Source organism: Burkholderia stabilis (genome assembly GCF_001742165.1).
Lineage (GTDB): Bacteria > Pseudomonadota > Gammaproteobacteria > Burkholderiales > Burkholderiaceae > Burkholderia > Burkholderia stabilis.
This window is the reverse complement of the sequence record NZ_CP016442.1, coordinates 1,009,706-1,026,123: the sequence shown is the minus strand read 5'-3', so window position 1 is coordinate 1,026,123 and position 16,418 is coordinate 1,009,706. Positions and strand designations below refer to the sequence as shown.

Below are 16,418 nucleotides of genomic sequence, written 5' to 3'. Positions count from 1 at the left end.
TACACCACCCCGGAGTAGCAATGGATACGCACCTGATGATCGGCCTTGGAGTCCTGCTTGGCGTGGCCGCCGCTGCTGCGGCGACGCGCGACCTGCTGCGCGCGATGAAGGCGAAGGCGCAGATGAAGCCGGTGCCGGTGCGCGTGACCCAGCACGGATCGCGCCGTACCGATCGCTGATCGGGGCCGTATCAGCCCGGGGCACGGAAGGCCGCGCAACGCGGCCGGTCAGTGTGGCCGCGCAGCGCGGCGTTCAGCCGAGCTCGACGACCTTGTCCCACGCGAACGCGGCATTTTCCAGCTCGCCGGTACGCCGGTGAATATAGCCGCGCGGGTTGCACACCACGCGTGTGCCGCCTTCCGCAACGTAGTCGAATGACGTATGTGTGTGGCCGTGGAGCCACAGATCCACCGGCGGCCGCACGAGTTCCGCCATGTCCGTGACGAATCCCGCTGACGCAAGGTCTTCCGCATAGCGCTCCGCCAGCGAGCGCCGGTGCGGCGCATGATGGGTGACGACGATCGTCTTGCCCGCGAACGGCGCCGCGAGCTGCGCTTCCAGCCACGCGCGGCTTTGCCGATGCAGCGCGATTGCGTCCGCCGGCGAGAAATCCCGTTCCGGCGCACCCGATGCCGGATGCAGCGCCGCGTCGTGCGGCCAGGTCACCTGAATCAGTCCCTTGAAATCGAGCATCACGCGCAGCCCGGCCTCGATTGCGCCGGCGACGCTGGCTTCGTCGTTGCCGAATAGCGAAAAATCGGCCCAGAGCGTCGTGCCGAGCACGCGAAAGCGCTGCTCCGGATCGACGTAGACGCCGTTGTTCAGGTAATGCACGTTGTCGAGCGCATGTGCTGCGTCGCGCATCGCCGTCTCCAGCGCGCCGAATTCCCCGTCGTAGTACTCGTGGTTGCCCGGCACGTAGACCACCGGCACGGCCGGATCGAACGTTTCGGCGGCCCAGCGCAGGCCTTCCGCGTGGTTGTGGATGTCGCCGGCCAGCACGACGAGATCCGCATCGGCATGCGCGATCGCGTCGGGCTGGTTGCTTTCGAGATGCAGGTCGGACAGGACGCGGATTTTCACGGGCTTCGCTCCGGAATGGGCGGCTTCAGCGCAGGACCTTGCCGGGATTCATCAGGCCGCGCGGGTCGAGCGCGGTCTTCAGCGTGCGCATCAGCGTCGTTTCGACCGGCGACTTGTAGCGCTGCGCGTCGTCGATCTTCAACTGGCCGATGCCGTGCTCCGCGCTGATCGTGCCGTGGTGGCGATGCACGTTGTCGTAGACGATCCGGTTGATCGGCGCCTGGAATTGCGCAAGGAACGCCTTCGGATCGCCGCCTTCGGGCATCTGCACGTTGTAGTGGAGATTGCCGTCGCCAAGGTGGCCGAACGTGACCATCCGCGCGCCCGGCGCGGCCTGCTGGATCGCCGCGTCGGTCTCGTCGATGAAGCGTGCGACCGACGAGATCGGCACCGCGATGTCGTGCTTGATGTTGAGCCCTTCGTCGGCTTGCGCGAGCGGGATGTGCTCGCGCAGATCCCAGAACGCGCGCGACTGCGCGAGATTCTCCGCGACCACCGCGTCGACCACGAGCCCGGCCTCGAACGCTTCTTCCATCAGCTTTTCGAACAGCGCACGCGCGTGCGCCTCGCTTTCGTTGTCGGACAGCTCGAGCAGCACGGTTTGCGAATGCGTCTGCGCGAACGGGTAGCGCAGCTGCGGATAGTGCTTGCCGACCAGCTGCATGCAGAAATCCGACATCAGCTCGAAGCCGGTCAGGAGCGGCCCGGCCGCGCGCTGCGCGAGCGCGAGGAAATCGAGCGCCGCGTGCGGCGATTCGAGCGCGGCCAGCGCCGTGACTTGCGCGGCCGGCAGCGGATGCAGTTTCATCACGGCGGCCGTGATGATGCCGAGCGTGCCTTCCGCGCCGATGAACAGGTCGCGCAGGTCGTAGCCCGTGTTGTCCTTGCGCAGCCCGCGCAGACCGTCCCAGATCTCGCCTTGCGGTGTCACGACCTCGAGCCCGAGGCATAGCTCGCGCGCGTTGCCGTAGCGCAGTACCGCGGTGCCGCCGGCATTGGTCGACAGGTTGCCGCCGATCGTGCAGCTGCCTTCCGCCGCGAGGCTCAGCGCGAACAGCCGGCCGCCTTCACGGGCGCGCGCCTGCACGTCGGCGAGGATCACGCCGGCTTCGACGGTGATCGTGTTGTTGTGCGGATCGAGCGCACGCACGCGATTCAGGCGCGCGACGCTCAGGACGGCCTGGCTGCCGCTCGCATCGGGCGTCGCACCGCCGGCGAGGCCGGTGTTGCCGCCCTGCGGCACGAGCGCGATGCCGTGCGCGTTGGCGAGCTTGACCAGCGCAGCGACTTCGGCCGTGTTCGCGGGCTTCAGCACCGCACACGCGGCACCTTTGTAGCGGCGGCGCCAGTCGGTCAGGAACGGTTCGGTATCGTGTGCGTCGGTCAGCACGTAGTCGGCGCCGATCGCGTCGCGGCACGCGGAAACGAAAGCTTCGGAGGACATCATCACCTTGTCGCGTAAGGGTCAGGACGCGGCGCGCGGTTTTTTCGCCGCGCGCTTGAACGGCGCGACGTACGCCAGCGCCGCCACGAAGAAACCGACGGCGAGCGCGGTCTCGCACCAGCCGAGCGTCGCGGACAGCCCGCGGTCGGACATGCCGCGCACGATGCCTTCGGCGAAATAGACCAGAATCAGCATGCTCGCCCACTGCATCGTATAGATGTTACGCCGCCAGACGCCGGGCAGCGCAAGCGCGAGTGGCACGGCCTTGAGCATCAGCGCGGAGCCGCCCGGGCGCAGCGGCGCGAGCCACAGTTCCCACGCGAGCGACAGTGCGATCAGCGCGACGAGGCACGCGGCGGCGGCCAGCGCATAGCGCGGCCGGGCCGCGACGGCGGGGCGGGCGGGGGCGTTCATGCGGCCTCGGCCGCGGCGAGGGCGGCCGCCGCGCGCGCGAGCCGCACGCCGAGCGCGGCCGCGAGCGCCTTTTCGTCTGCCGACAGCCCCGCGGGTGCGGTGCGATCGTGCTGCGAGACGTGCGATGCGCCATACGGCGTGCCGCCGGTGCGCGTCGTGCTGAGTGCGGATTCGGTGTACGGGATGCCGACGATCATCATCCCGTGATGCAGCAGCGGCAGCATCATCGACAGCAACGTCGATTCCTGGCCGCCGTGCAGGCTGCCCGTCGACGTGAAGACGCTCGCCGGCTTGCCGGTCAGTGCGCCCGACAGCCATTGCGGCGTCGTGCCGTCGAGGAAATACTTGAGCGAGGCGGCCATGTTGCCGAAGCGGGTCGGCGAGCCGAGCGCGAGGCCCGCGCATTCCTCGAGGTCGCGCAGCTCCGCATAGGGCGGGCCGTCGGCGGGGATGTCGGAGGCGGTGGCTTCGCAGACCGCCGACACGGGCGGCACGGTGCGGATGCGTGCCTGCATGCCCGGCACGCTGTCGATGCCGTTCGCGATCGCGAGCGCGAGATCGCGCGTGGCGCCGTGACGGCTGTAATAGAGAACGAGGATGTCTTTCATGGGCTACGGAGCCGCGTGCGGCCGCGCGCGTGCCCGGTGCAGTCGGCCCCTGCTGGATCGAGCGGCTATTATAGGGGCTGAAGCCGTCGCGCAGCGCGGCGGCGGCGCGCCGTCGGGCGCGCGGCATCAAGAAGGAGAAGCCGTTTGCCGAAGTTGAGCGTCGATCTCGACACCATCAAGCGCCTCGCGCAGTTCGCGGCCCGGCGCAGCGCCGAGGATCGCATCCCGCAAGTGGCGGGCAGCCTGACCTTCACGACGATGCTGGCGCTCGTGCCGCTCGTGACGGTCGCGTTCGCGCTGTTCACCGCGTTCCCGATGTTCGCGTCGTTCCAGATCTCGCTGCAGGGGTTCCTCGCGGATCACCTGATGCCCGCGCAGTTCAACACCCAGATCTTCAAGTACCTGAACCAGTTCGCGTCGAAGGCCAAGGGGCTGACGACCGCCGGCCTGATCGTGCTCGTCGTCACGTCGGTGATGACGATGATGACCATCGAATCGGCGTTCAACCTGATCTGGCGGGTGCGCAAGCCGCGGCCGTTCGCGCAGCGCGTGCTCGCGTACTGGGCGCTGATCACGCTGGGCCCGTTGCTGTTCGGCGTGAGCCTGTCGATCTCGTCGTACCTGTTCACGCAGTCGCTCGCGTTCACCGGCGCGGGGCCGTCCACGTCGATCGTCGAGTGGCTGCTCGCGCTCGCGTCGTTGCCGCTGACGGTGCTTGCGTTCACGCTGCTGTACGTCTACCTGCCGAACTGCACGGTTGCATGGCGCGACGCGGTGATCGGCGGGCTGTTCGCGGCCGTGGCGTTCGAGCTTGCGAAGCGCGGCTTCGGCTACTACGTGCGGCGGATTCCGACCTATACGGCCGTCTACGGCGCATTTGCGGCGCTACCCGTGTTCCTGCTGTGGGTGTACCTGAGCTGGTTCATCGCGCTGCTCGGCGCGATGGTGGCCTCGGCGCTGCCGGCGATCCGCGTCGGCCAGTTCCATCGCATCCACTATCCGGGCAGCGACCTGCTCGACGCGCTCGAGCTGCTCGCGCGGCTTGCCGAGGCGCGCGCGGCCGGCAAGCGCGGCTACACGGCGATGCGGCTCGCGACCATGTTGCGGTGCGACATGGAAACCGCGCAGCGGTTGCTGACGACGATGGAAGAGCGGGAATGGATCGCGCGGCTGGATGCCGGCAGCGGTGCTACGCCGCGCTATATCCTGCTGGCGAACCCGGAGCAACTGACGCTCGCGCAGCTGTTCGACGTGCTGGTGATCGATCGCACGGAGCTGACCTACCAGTTGCAGCGCCGCCGCAGCCATGTCGACGGTGCGGCGCTGCTCGCGGTGCTGTCGAGCGACCGCTTCGACGTGTCGCTCGCGTCGCTGATCGCCGCGCACCGGCTTGCAGGCGCACAGCCGGCGGGCAACCCCGGGCAGGCGCCGGACGCCGTGCCCGATCCGCACGCACGGCCGCCGCGGCCCGCGTGAAGCGGCGCGCGGTGCCTACAGCGGGATCTTGCCGGTACAGATGTCCTTGAACATCACCCAGTCGCCCATCAGGCTGTAGATCGGATGCCGGAACGTGGCGGGGCGGTTCTTCTCGAAGAAGAAGTGCCCGACCCACGCGAACCCGTAGCCGCAGACGACAGCCGCCGGCAGCCACAGCCAGTTGCCCGTCGCGATCGCCATCGCGACGCAGCCGATCACGCCGAGCGAGCCGACGAAATGCAGCCGCCGCGACGTCAGGTTCTGGTGTTCGTTCAGGTAATACGGGTAGAAATCAGCGAAGCTGGCGAATTGCTCCGAATGGGTATGCGCCATGGCGTTTCCTCGGGCCGCTGTTCATGGGGCCATTGTGCGGCGGGCGGCCGGCATTCGCAAGCGGGGCGCGGCCGCCCGCGCCGGGCCGCGCTTTCCTTTTGACAGGCTTTCCGATAGGATCGAAAGAGGTTTTGCATTCAAGCATTCAAGCATGAGGGGACTACGATGCGCGTCAGCGATATTCTGAAAGTGAAGGGCAACACGCTGTTTACGGTGACGCCCGATAAGCCGCTGCGCGAAGCGGTCGATACGATGGCCGAGCACGACATCGGCTCGCTCGTCGTGATGGAGTACGGCGATCTCGTCGGGATGCTGACGTTCCGCGAGATCATCCTGCGTCTGCACGTGAACGGCGGCGCGATCGGCGACGTGCAGGTGCGCAAGGTGATGGACGAGCCGCTCACGTGCACGCCGGAAACGGACGTCAACGAAGTGCGCCGGATGATGCTGGAGCGCCACGCGCGTTACATGCCGGTGCTCGACAAGAAGGTGTTGATGGGCGTCATCTCGTTCTACGACGTCGCGAAGACGGTCGTCGAGGCGCAGAGCTTCGAGAACCGGATGTTGAAGGCCTACATCCGCGACTGGCCGGAATCGGAAGCCGAAGCGCACAAGCCGTGAACCATGCCGCGCCCGGCGCCATCACGCGCGGGCGCCGCCACCCGGCACGCGGCGGCGCAGGTTTGTCCTGCGCCGCCGTTTTTTCAACGACAACTCAACAAGGCCCGCGCAGCTTCGCCGAGACGACGCGCGCGTATTCCGCATGAGCGATCAAACGCAAGCCACACCGGGGCAGCGCGACGAACGGCGCGCCCACGCGTCGCAGTTCGACCTGCTGCGCGAGCGCCGTTTCGCGCCGTTCTTCATGACCCAATTCCTGGGCGCGCTGAACGACAACGTCTTCAAGATCGGCTTCACGTCGCTCGTCACCTATCACACCGCGCGGTTCTCCGGCGTCGACGCGAAGACCGCCGCGTTCCTGATATCCGCGATCTTCATCCTGCCGTTCGTGCTGTTCTCGGCCACCTCCGGCCAGATTGCCGACAAGTACGACAAGGCGACCCTCACGCGCTTCGTGAAGACCTTCGAGATCGCGCTGATGCTGGTCGGCGCGGCCGGCTTCGTCACGCATAGCGCGACGCTGCTGTACCTGTGCACGTTCATGATGGGGATGCACTCGACGCTGTTCGGCCCCGTCAAGTATTCGTACCTGCCGCAGCATCTCGGCGAGCACGAACTGGTCGGTGGCAACGGTCTCGTCGAGATGGGCACGTTCATCGCGATCCTGATCGGCACGATCATCGGCGGTGCGGCCGCGGGCATCGAAGGCAGCGGCGAGCGCGTGCTCGCGGTGAGCGTCGTCGTCATCGCGCTCGCGGGGCGGCTCGTCGCGCAGCGCGTGCCGTCGACGCCGGCGCCGCAGCCCGATCTCGTGATCAACTGGAATCCGGTCAGCGAGACCTGGCGCAACCTCGGGCTCGCGCGACAGAACCGCACCGTGTTCCTGAGCCTGCTCGGCATCTCGTGGCTGTGGTTCGTCGGCGCGACGTTCCTCACGTCGTTCTTCAATTTCGCGAAGGACGTGCTGTCCGCGAGCCCCGACGTCGTCACGATCCTGCTCGCGACGTTCTCGGTCGGCATCGGTCTCGGCTCGCTGCTGTGCGAACGGCTGTCGCAGCGGCGCGTCGAGATCGGCCTCGTGCCGCTCGGCTCGATCGGCATCAGCGTGTTCGCGATCGAGCTGTATTTCGCGAGCCACGCGCTGCCGTCGCCCGGCCACCTGCTGTCGGTCGGCGAATTCCTGGCCGGCGCGCGCCATTGGCGCATCCTCGCCGACCTGTTCCTGCTCGCGATGTTCGGCGGCTTCTACAGCGTGCCGCTGTATGCGCTGATCCAGAGCCGCAGCGCACCGACGCACCGTGCGCGGATCATCGCCGCGAACAACATCCTGAATGCGCTGTTCATGATCCTGTCGGCCGTGATGGCGATGGGGCTGACCAAGGCCGGCGTCGATATCCCTGGCCTGTTCCTCGTCACCGCGCTGCTGAACGTCATCGTCGCCGCGTATATCTACCTGCTGGTGCCGGAGTTCCTGCTGCGTTTCGTCGCGTGGGTGCTCGTGCATACCTTCTACCGGATCCGCCTCGTGCACGCGGAGCGGATCCCGGCGGAAGGGGCGGCCGTGCTCGTATGCAACCACGTCAGCTATGTCGATGCGCTCGTGCTGGCCGCCGCGAGCCCGCGCCCGATCCGTTTCGTGATGGATCACCGAATTTTCAAGACGCGCTTCGCGAGCTGGGTGTTCCGGCATGCGAAGGCGATTCCGATCGCGCCGCGCCACGAGGATCCCGACATGCTCGTGCGCGCGTACGACGCGTGCGAGGCCGCGCTGAAGGATGGCGAGCTCGTGTGCATCTTCCCCGAAGGCAAGCTGACGAAGACGGGTGACATCAACACGTTCCACCACGGGATCACCGAGATCCTGGGCCGCACGCCGTCGCCGGTGATTCCGATGGCGTTGCGCGGGTTGTGGGGCAGCTATTTTTCACGGCACGCCGATGCGCGGATGCCGCGCCCGATCAAGCGCGGCGTGATGAGCCGGCTGACGCTGGCGGTCGGTGAGCCGATCCCGGCGTCGGTCGCGACGCCGGAGGCGCTGCAGGCCGCGGTGACCGAACTGCGCGGCGCGCGGAAGTAAGCGGCGCGGCGGTGTGGCCCCGGTCTCGGTGCGGGCCATGCAATCGAGATGCGCCGGCCGTCTTCAGCATGACGGTCGGCCGCGTGTGCCGCAGCGCGTCCTGCGGGCGGCTATCGCGCACGTCCCGCGCTGGCGGGACGACTGGCATAATGTAGGCTTGTCTATATTCCACGACTTGCAAGATATCGGTCCGTCTATATTTCGACGGATCCGTACTGGCTTGTCCATTTCTCTTTGGGCGGTTCCATCATGTCCGGCAATACCCTCGGCACGCTTTTCACTGTCACGACCTTCGGCGAATCGCACGGCCCCGCGATCGGTTGCGTGATCGACGGCTGCCCGCCGGGGATGGGGCTGACCGAAGCCGACATCCAGGTCGAGCTCGATCGCCGCAAGCCCGGCACGTCGCGGCACGTGACGCAACGGCAGGAGGCCGACGAGGTCGAGATCCTGTCCGGCGTGTTCGAGGGCGTGACGACCGGCACGCCGATCGCGCTGCTGATCCGCAACACCGACCAGCGCAGCAAGGACTACGGCAACATCGTCGAGACGTTCCGTCCCGGCCACGCTGACTACACCTACTGGCAGAAGTACGGCATCCGCGACTACCGCGGCGGCGGCCGTTCGTCCGCGCGCCTGACCGCGCCGATCGTCGGCGCGGGCGCGGTCGCGAAGAAATGGCTGCGCGAGCGCTTCGGTGTCGAGGTGCGCGGTTACATGAGCGGCCTGGGTGAGATCGACGTGCCGTTCGTCGACTGGTCGCACGTTCACGAGAATCCGTTCTTCTCGCCGAACGCGGCGGTTGTTCCAGAGCTCGAGGCGTACATGGATGCGCTGCGCAAGGACGGCGATTCGATCGGCGCGCGCATCGACGTCGTCGCGTCGGGCGTGCCGGTCGGCTGGGGTGAGCCCGTGTTCGACCGCCTCGACGCGGACATCGCGAAGGCGATGATGAGCATCAACGCGGTGAAGGGCGTCGAGATCGGTGCAGGCTTCGACAGCGTCGCGCAGCGCGGTTCGGTGCATGGCGACGAGCTGACGCCGGCCGGTTTCGTCGGCAACCATGCCGGCGGCGTGCTGGGCGGGATTTCGACGGGGCAGGACATCACCGTGTCGATCGCGATCAAGCCGACGTCGAGCATCCGCACGCCGCGTCGTTCGATCACGAAGGGCGGCGAACAGGCGACCGTGGAAACCTTCGGCCGCCACGATCCGTGTGTCGGCATTCGTGCGACGCCGATCGCCGAGTCGATGCTCGCGCTGGTGCTGATCGATCATGCGTTGCGCCACCGCGCGCAGTGCGGCGACGTCGAGACGCCGACGCCGAAGATCGCCGGCAGCGCGACCTGATCGAGCGGGCGGGGCGCGGCCCCGCCATGACCGTCGAGCGACGAATGCAAACGGGGCGCTGCGTGATGCAGCGCCCCGTTTCGTTTGCGTCGGCCTCAAAATAAACGCGCCGCTCGTGGCGGCGCGCTCCAGCGGGTTACATGTTCGGGTAATTCGGCCCGCCGCCGCCTTCCGGCGTGACCCACACGATGTTCTGCGTCGGGTCCTTGATATCGCAGGTCTTGCAGTGCACGCAGTTCTGCGCGTTGATCACCAGCCGGTCGCTGCCGTCGTCGTTCTTCACGAATTCGTACACCGCCGCCGGGCAGAAGCGGCCCTCCGGCCCCGCGTACGTGTGCAGGTTCACGTTCACCGGCACGTTCGCATCTTTCAGTGTCAAATGCGCCGGTTGGTTCTCTTCATGGTTCGTGTTCGAGATGAACACCGACGACAGCCGGTCGAACGTCAGCTTGCCGTCCGGCTTCGGATACTCGATCGGCTCGCACTGCGACGCCGGCTTCAGCATCTCGTGGTCCGCATGTTTGTGGCGCAGCGTCCACGGCACGTTGCCGCCCATCACCTTCTGCTCGAGCCCGACCATCAGCGTGCCGAGATACAGGCCCTTCGCCATCCACTGCTTGAAGTTGCGCGCGCGGTACAGCTCCGTGTACAGCCACGATTGCTTGAAAGCGTCCGGGTATGCGTTGAGCTCGTCCGACTGGCGGCCGGCCTGCACCGCGTCGAACGCGGCGTCCGCCGCCAGCATGCCGGTCTTGATCGCCGCGTGGCTGCCCTTGATTCGCGATGCGTTCAGGAAGCCCGCGTCGTCGCCGATCAGCGCGCCGCCCGGAAACACCGTCTTCGGCAGCGACAGCAGCCCGCCCGCGGTGATCGCACGCGCGCCGTACGACACGCGCTTGCCGCCTTCGAGGAATGCGCGGATCGACGGATGCGTCTTGTAGCGCTGGAATTCCTCGAACGGCGACAGGTACGGGTTCGTGTAGCCGAGGCCCACCACGAAACCGACGACGACCTGGTTGTTGTCCATGTGATACAGGAACGAGCCGCCGTAGGTATCGGACTTCAGCGGCCAGCCGGCCGTGTGGATCACGAGGCCCGGCTTGTGCTTGGCCGGATCGATTTCCCACAGTTCCTTGATGCCGATCCCGTACGCTTGCGGGTCGGCGTTCGCGTCGAGCTTGAACTTCGAGATCAGTTGACGGCCCAGGTGGCCGCGGCAGCCTTCGGCGAACAGCGTGTACTTCGCGTGCAGCTCCATGCCGAGCTGGAAGCTCTCGGTCGGCTCGCCGTCCTTGCCCACGCCCATGTTGCCGGTCGCGACGCCTTTTACCGAGCCGTCGTCGTTGTAGAGAATCTCGGCGGCCGGGAAGCCCGGGAAGATCTCGACGCCCAGCGCTTCGGCCTGTGTCCCAAGCCAGCGCGTCACGTTGCCCAGCGAAATGACGTAGTTGCCGTGGTTCTGGAAGTTGGCAGGCAGCGCCCAGTTCGGCGTCGTGACCGCGCTCTTTTCGGACAGGAACAGGAAGCGGTCTTCCGTCACCTCGACGTCGAGCGGCGCGCCGCGTTCCTTCCAGTCGGGGAACAGTTCGTTGATCGCACGCGGGTCCATCACCGCGCCCGACAGGATATGCGCGCCGATCTCGGAACCCTTCTCGAGCACGCACACGCCGATCTCGGTGCCTTTCTCGGCGGCCAGCTGCTTGAGCCGGATCGCCGCCGACAGCCCGGCGGGGCCGCCGCCGACGATCACGACGTCGTATTCCATCGATTCGCGCGGGCCGTATTGCTCGATGAGGCTTGCGGGGGTCATTGGCGTTCCTCTAACCGTTAGAATGCTTTTATTCGGGAGCGTATTGTCTGCGAAACGAAACGCTTGCCGCAACAGCAGGCGGCTAGATTAGCACGATCGTTCTATTTTTATGCTAGGGTTATGCCGCACGGGCTGAGCTGTCCGGGGCGGCGAAATGACATCGAAAGGGGTGTGCAATGGGTCGGTCGATCAATCTGGAAGGCAAGGTTGCGCTGGTCACGGGCGCGTCGAGCGGTCTCGGGCAGCGCTTTGCGCAGGTGTTGTCGCAGGCCGGCGCGAAGGTCGTGCTCGCAAGCCGCCGCGTCGAGCGCCTGAAGGAGCTGCGTGCGGAGATCGAGGCGGCAGGCGGCGCCGCGCACGTCGTGTCGCTCGACGTCACCGATGTCCAGAGCATCAAGGCGGCGGTCGCGCATGCGGAGACGGAAGCCGGCACGATCGACATCCTCGTGAACAATTCGGGCGTCTCGACGATGCAGAAGCTCGTCGACGTGACGCCGGCCGATTTCGAGTTCGTGTTCGATACCAACACGCGCGGCGCATTTTTCGTCGCGCAGGAAGTCGCGAAGCGGATGATCATGCGCGCGAACGGCAGCGGTAACGGCAAGCCGCCGTGCCGGATCATCAACATCGCGTCGGTGGCCGGCCTGCGCGTGTTTCCGCAGATCGGGCTGTACGCGATGAGCAAAGCCGCGGTCGTGCAGATGACGCGCGCGATGGCGCTCGAATGGGGCCGCCACGGGATCAACGTCAACGCGATCTGTCCGGGCTATATCGATACCGAAATCAATAACTACCTGTGGGAAACCGAGCAGGGCCAGAAGCTGCAGTCGATGCTGCCGCGTCGGCGCGTCGGCAAGCCGCAGGATCTCGACGGGCTGTTGTTGCTGCTCGCGGCCGACGAGTCGCAGTTCATCAACGGTTCGATCATCTCCGCTGACGACGGTTTCGGCCTCGCCTGAGCGGATGACATTCAGCAACAAAGAAGACTGCAATGAGCGCAACAAGCGATTACTCACCCGTATTTGAGATGTCGATGCCGATCCGCTGGGGCGACATGGACGCGTTCGGCCACGTGAACAACACGGTCTATTTCCGCTATATGGAGCAGGCGCGGATTTCGTGGTTCGAGGAGCTCGGCATTGCCGGCGGTAACGGCGAGGGGCAGGGGCCCGTCATCGTCACGGCGTCGATGGAGTTCCTCAAGCAACTGCACTATCCGGGCGACGTGATCGCGAAGATGTCGGCCGCGAAGCCGGGCCGAAGCAGCTTCGACACCGGTTTCGAACTCACGCGCGCGGACGATCCGCTGCACGTCTATGCGCGCGGCAACGCGCGTTGCGTGTGGGTCGACTACGCGCTCGGCAAGTCGGCGCCGCTGCCGCAACTGCTGCGTGACACGATCGAGCGCGCGCTCGCGGCGAAGATCGGCTGAGTGTGCTGATAGGCGAGGCCGGCGCCGTGGCGCCGGTGATTCGCCGTGCCCCGTTGTGTCCCGTTGTTTCCCGAATCGGCCGCCACGCGCGGCCGATTGTCATTCGGGAGCCGGCACTCAGTGGCCGAGCAGGCGCTGCAGCAACTCAGGCGTGTTGTTCGTCCCGTATTTGCGCATCAGCCGCGAGCGGTAGATGTCGACCGTGCGCGAGCTGATGTCGAGCACGCGCCCGATCTGCTTGCTGGTCTTGCCGGTCGCGAGCTGCGCGGCGATCTCGCGCTCGCGCGGGGTCAGTTCGACCGCGACGCGGCGCGTCGCGCTCAAATCCTCGAAGGTCCAGACGCCGGCTGCGAGCGGCGCCGTTCGGTCGAGCGCGCGGCCCGTCACGTGGCACCAGAACAGATCGCCATCCGCCCGCTTCATGATTCTGTCATCGGAGTAGATGCCGTTCGCGGCCATCACGCGCGAAATGCGCTCGCCGATTCGCTGGAATTCGTCCGTCGACGGGTAGAGCACCTCGTACGATTTCCCGATCAGGTCCGCTCGCGCGCAGCGGAAGATCGACGCGAGCGCGTCGTTGCAATCCTCGATCACGCGGTCGCGCGACATCACGAGGCCGAGCGGCGCGAGGTGGAAGGCAGTCTGGTAGTCGAGAGGGGGCATGGCGCAGGCAAGCGGAGGCAAACGCTTATGTATTTTTGCGTATTGTGCCGTATCGGCACCGCATCGTACCCTTTCAGGCATCTCGCGGCGGTTTGTCGCGACATAAAAACAGCGCGCCTCGACGCAGGCATCGCCGCGCATGCATAGAATGATGCGGCGGGCTTGCGGGCCACGTGGGCGCGTGAACCGGTTTTTGCTGGTTTCCATAGAGGAAGGGACAACAGATGAACAAAGTCTATCCAAGCGCGGCTGCCGCGCTGGAAGGGATCGTCCGCGACGGGCAGACCTTCGCGGTGGGCGGCTTCGGCCTGTGCGGGATTCCGGAGGCACTGATCGCGGCGTTGCGCGACTCGGCCGTCAAGGGCATCACCTGCATCAGCAACAACGCGGGCGTCGACGGTTTCGGCCTCGGCCTGCTGCTGGAAACGCGCCAGATCAAGAAGATGATCTCGTCGTACGTCGGCGAGAACAAGGAGTTCGAACGCCAGTACCTGGCCGGCGAACTCGAGCTCGAATTCACGCCGCAGGGCACGCTCGCCGAAAAGCTGCGCGCGGGCGGCGCGGGCATCCCCGCATTCTTCACGAACACCGGTTACGGCACCGTGATCGCGGAAGGCAAGGAAACGCGCCAGTTCGGCGATCGCCACTACGTGCTCGAGCCGTCGCTGACGGCCGACGTCGCGCTCGTGAAGGCCTGGAAGGCCGACAAGTCCGGCAACCTGATCTATCGCCGTACCGCGCGCAACTTCAACCCGATGTGCGCGATGGCCGGCAAGATCACCGTGGTGGAGGTCGAGGAGATCGTCGAGAACGGCACGTTCGATCCGGACCACGTCCATACGCCTGGGATTTTCGTGCAGCGCATCGTGCTGAACGCGACGCCCGAAAAACGCATCGAACAACGCGTCGTACGCGCGAAAGGAGACTGACATGGCCTGGAATCGTGACCAGATGGCCGCGCGCGCGGCGAAGGAACTGCAGGACGGCTTCTACGTGAACCTCGGTATCGGCCTGCCGACGCTCGTCGCGAACCACGTGCCGGAAGGCGTCGAGGTGTGGCTGCAGTCGGAGAACGGCCTGCTCGGCATCGGCCCGTCGCCGACCGAGGACGAAGTCGACGCCGATCTCATCAACGCCGGCAAGCAGACCGTCACGACGCTGCCGGGCTCGTCGATCTTCTCGTCGGCCGATTCGTTCGCGATGATCCGCGGCGGCCACATCAACCTCGCGATCCTCGGCGCGATGCAGGTCAGCAAGCAGGGCGACCTCGCGAACTGGATGATCCCCGGCAAGATGATCAAGGGGATGGGCGGCGCGATGGACCTCGTCGCCGGCGTGAAGCGCGTCGTCGTGCTGATGGAGCATGTCGCGAAGGGCGATCAGCACAAGATCCTCGAGGAATGCAACCTGCCGTTGACGGGCGTCGGCGTGGTCGACCTGATCATCACCGACCTCGGCGTGATCGAAGTGACGCCGGCCGGCCTGAAGGTTCTCGAACTCGCCGACGGCGTGAGCGCCGACGAGATCCAGTCGAAGACGGGCGCACCGCTCGACGTCAGCGCGGTCGCATAAGTTTGCCGCGCGCTGGCGCGGCTTCGACGCCCCGCATGCCGGACGACGGCATGCGGGGCGTTTGTCATTGCGTGGGGGCAGGCCGCATAGTCGGTGCCCGATGAGCCGACCCGCTCCGCGGAAGCGGTTTACAATCGTTTGCATCGGGCGTCGCAAGCGTTGCCCCGCGCGTCGCCCCCGTTCGACAGGATGCCAACGATGCCAACGACCCCAGTGAATCCCGAGGTTCCTCGCCAGCGGCGCGTGCAGTGTGCGAGCGCGGCCGGCCTTCACCATGTCGCCTATACCGAGTGGGGCGATCCCGCCAACCCGCGCGTGCTCGTCTGCGTGCATGGCCTGACCCGTTCCGGCCGCGATTTCGACCGGCTCGCCGCCGCGTTGTCCGATACGTATCGCGTCGTGTGTCCCGATGTCGTCGGGCGCGGCCGGTCGGACTGGCTGGCCGATCCGAGGCTTTACGCGATTCCGCAATACGTGGCCGACATGGTGACGCTGATCGCGCGGCTCGACGTCGAATCGGTCGACTGGTTCGGCACGTCGATGGGCGGCCTGATCGGCATGGCGCTCGCGGGGCTGCCCGGTTCGCCGCTGCGCCGGATGATCGTCAACGACGTCGGCCCGCGCATCGAACCCGATTCGCTGACGCGTATCGGCGAATATCTCGGCGTGCAGCCGCATTTTGCGACCGAGCAGGAGGGCATCGACTACCTGACGTCGCTGTCGCTGCCGTTCGGCGCGCTGACCGGCGACGAGTGGCGCGAGATCAACGGGCCGCTGCTGCGCGCGCTGCCCGAAGGCAGCTGGACGATGCGCTACGATCCGCGCATCGCCGAGCCGTTCAAGGCGACGACGCCCGAGCTGGCCGCGCTCGGCGAAGCCGCGCTGTGGCGGGCCGTCGAGACGACGGACGCGTCGCTGCTCGTCGTGCGCGGCGAGATGTCCGACCTGCTGTCGCGCGAGACGGTCGCCGACATGATGCGTCGCGGCAAGCACGTGACGCAGGCCGAGATTCCGGGGACGGGCCACGCGCCGGCGTTCATCTGCGCTGACCAGATTGCGCTCGCACGGCGGTTTTTCGTCGAAGGCGACGCATAAACGCGTCATAATATGCGGTTCGGCGGCACGCCGGCTGTGCCGCCGCCCGATTTTCCACCTACTCACGACCGGAACATTCCATGGCAGTCATTCGTCACCACGTCGGGGCCCGTCTCTCCGAAACCGCGATCCACAACGGTACCGTGTATCTGGCCGGCCAGATCGCTGAAGACACCACGCAGGACATCAAGGGCCAGACGCGCGAGGTGCTCGGCCATATCGACCGCCTGCTCGCCGAAGCGAACAGCGACAAGGCGCATCTGCTGTCGGTGCAGATCTACATCTCGGATCTGGCGAACTTCGAAGGCATGAACGCGGAGTGGGACGCATGGGTCGCGCAGGGCAACACGCCGCCGCGCGCCACGGTCGAGGCGAAGCTCGCCGATCCGGCGCTGCTCGTCGAAATCGTCGTCGTTGCCGCACAGCGGAGCTGAGCGCCG

The 16,418-nt window shown here is 66.5% G+C and carries 18 protein-coding genes; 11 read left to right on the top strand and 7 right to left on the bottom strand.

Annotation, left to right across the window (positions count from 1 at the left end; all coding sequences use genetic code 11):
- Positions 1–20 precede the first annotated feature (20 nt).
- Entirely contained in the window at positions 21–179 is a 159-nt protein-coding gene (locus BBJ41_RS41085; protein ID WP_163012812.1) for a hypothetical protein, read from the top strand.
- A gap of 73 nt (positions 180–252) precedes the next feature.
- Here the strand turns inward: BBJ41_RS41085 and BBJ41_RS04835 are convergent, their stop codons facing one another.
- From BBJ41_RS04835 to wrbA, 4 genes are read right to left on the bottom strand one after another with little or no spacing between them, the layout of a single operon-like run.
- Positions 253–1,083, bottom strand: coding sequence for a metallophosphoesterase (locus BBJ41_RS04835; protein WP_069745540.1), 831 nt, complete (start codon positions 1,081–1,083; stop codon positions 253–255).
- Positions 1,084–1,108: 25 nt separating this feature from the next.
- A complete protein-coding gene (locus BBJ41_RS04830) occupies positions 1,109–2,530 on the bottom strand; it encodes an FAD-binding oxidoreductase (protein WP_069745539.1) in 1,422 nt (473 codons plus the stop codon).
- An 18-nt stretch (positions 2,531–2,548) separates the two neighbouring features.
- Complete coding sequence (locus BBJ41_RS04825; RefSeq protein ID WP_069745538.1) at positions 2,549–2,941, bottom strand: DUF2069 domain-containing protein; 393 nt, start codon at positions 2,939–2,941, stop codon at positions 2,549–2,551.
- Entirely contained in the window at positions 2,938–3,549 is a 612-nt protein-coding gene (gene wrbA, locus BBJ41_RS04820; protein WP_069745537.1) for an NAD(P)H:quinone oxidoreductase, read from the bottom strand. The genes BBJ41_RS04825 and wrbA overlap by 4 nt, the downstream gene beginning before the upstream one ends.
- Positions 3,550–3,693: 144 nt before the next feature.
- Between wrbA and BBJ41_RS04815 the strand changes: the two genes are divergently transcribed.
- Positions 3,694–5,025, top strand: coding sequence for a YihY family inner membrane protein (locus BBJ41_RS04815; protein WP_069745536.1), 1,332 nt, complete (start codon positions 3,694–3,696; stop codon positions 5,023–5,025).
- 15 nt (positions 5,026–5,040) lie between these two features.
- Here BBJ41_RS04815 and BBJ41_RS04810 read toward each other — a convergent pair whose 3' ends face one another.
- Positions 5,041–5,358 carry an Mpo1-like protein gene (locus tag BBJ41_RS04810; RefSeq protein WP_069745535.1) on the bottom strand — a complete coding sequence of 106 codons (318 nt, stop codon included), beginning with the start codon at positions 5,356–5,358 and terminating at the stop codon, positions 5,041–5,043.
- Between the two features lie 165 nt (positions 5,359–5,523).
- Here BBJ41_RS04810 and BBJ41_RS04805 point away from each other — a divergent pair, with 165 nt between their 5' ends.
- The 3 genes from BBJ41_RS04805 to aroC all read left to right on the top strand — a co-directional run bounded on the left by BBJ41_RS04805 (position 5,524) and on the right by aroC (position 9,406).
- Positions 5,524–5,979 carry a CBS domain-containing protein gene (locus tag BBJ41_RS04805; RefSeq protein ID WP_006488504.1) on the top strand — a complete coding sequence of 152 codons (456 nt, stop codon included), beginning with the start codon at positions 5,524–5,526 and terminating at the stop codon, positions 5,977–5,979.
- 142 nt (positions 5,980–6,121) lie between these two features.
- Positions 6,122–8,056 carry an MFS transporter gene (locus BBJ41_RS04800; RefSeq protein WP_069745534.1) on the top strand — a complete coding sequence of 645 codons (1,935 nt, stop codon included), beginning with the start codon at positions 6,122–6,124 and terminating at the stop codon, positions 8,054–8,056.
- 249 nt (positions 8,057–8,305) lie between these two features.
- The gene (gene aroC / locus BBJ41_RS04795; RefSeq protein WP_069745533.1) at positions 8,306–9,406 is read left to right on the top strand and encodes a chorismate synthase; all 1,101 of its coding nucleotides are present in this window, start codon (positions 8,306–8,308) and stop codon (positions 9,404–9,406) included.
- Between the two features lie 136 nt (positions 9,407–9,542).
- Here the strand turns inward: aroC and BBJ41_RS04790 are convergent, their stop codons facing one another.
- On the bottom strand, positions 9,543–11,216 hold the full coding sequence (locus tag BBJ41_RS04790) for an electron transfer flavoprotein-ubiquinone oxidoreductase (RefSeq protein WP_069745532.1): 1,674 nt from the start codon (positions 11,214–11,216) through the stop codon (positions 9,543–9,545).
- A gap of 176 nt (positions 11,217–11,392) precedes the next feature.
- Here BBJ41_RS04790 and BBJ41_RS04785 point away from each other — a divergent pair, with 176 nt between their 5' ends.
- Positions 11,393–12,175, top strand: a complete 783-nt coding sequence (locus BBJ41_RS04785; protein ID WP_069745531.1) for an SDR family oxidoreductase — start codon at positions 11,393–11,395, stop codon at positions 12,173–12,175.
- 32 nt (positions 12,176–12,207) lie between these two features.
- Complete coding sequence (locus tag BBJ41_RS04780; protein ID WP_069745530.1) at positions 12,208–12,648, top strand: acyl-CoA thioesterase; 441 nt, start codon at positions 12,208–12,210, stop codon at positions 12,646–12,648.
- Between the two features lie 117 nt (positions 12,649–12,765).
- Here the strand turns inward: BBJ41_RS04780 and BBJ41_RS04775 are convergent, their stop codons facing one another.
- Positions 12,766–13,311, bottom strand: a complete 546-nt coding sequence (locus BBJ41_RS04775; protein WP_069745529.1) for a LuxR C-terminal-related transcriptional regulator — start codon at positions 13,309–13,311, stop codon at positions 12,766–12,768.
- Between the two features lie 224 nt (positions 13,312–13,535).
- Between BBJ41_RS04775 and BBJ41_RS04770 the strand changes: the two genes are divergently transcribed.
- The 4 genes from BBJ41_RS04770 (at position 13,536) to BBJ41_RS04755 (ending at position 16,412) form a co-directional block, all read left to right on the top strand.
- On the top strand, positions 13,536–14,240 hold the full coding sequence (locus BBJ41_RS04770) for a CoA transferase subunit A (protein ID WP_069745528.1): 705 nt from the start codon (positions 13,536–13,538) through the stop codon (positions 14,238–14,240).
- Position 14,241: 1 nt separating this feature from the next.
- The gene (locus BBJ41_RS04765; protein WP_069745527.1) at positions 14,242–14,883 is read left to right on the top strand and encodes a CoA transferase subunit B; all 642 of its coding nucleotides are present in this window, start codon (positions 14,242–14,244) and stop codon (positions 14,881–14,883) included.
- A 198-nt stretch (positions 14,884–15,081) separates the two neighbouring features.
- Positions 15,082–15,978, top strand: a complete 897-nt coding sequence (locus tag BBJ41_RS04760; RefSeq protein ID WP_069745526.1) for an alpha/beta fold hydrolase — start codon at positions 15,082–15,084, stop codon at positions 15,976–15,978.
- An 80-nt stretch (positions 15,979–16,058) separates the two neighbouring features.
- Entirely contained in the window at positions 16,059–16,412 is a 354-nt protein-coding gene (locus BBJ41_RS04755) for a RidA family protein (protein WP_014897238.1), read from the top strand.
- Positions 16,413–16,418 lie beyond the last annotated feature (6 nt).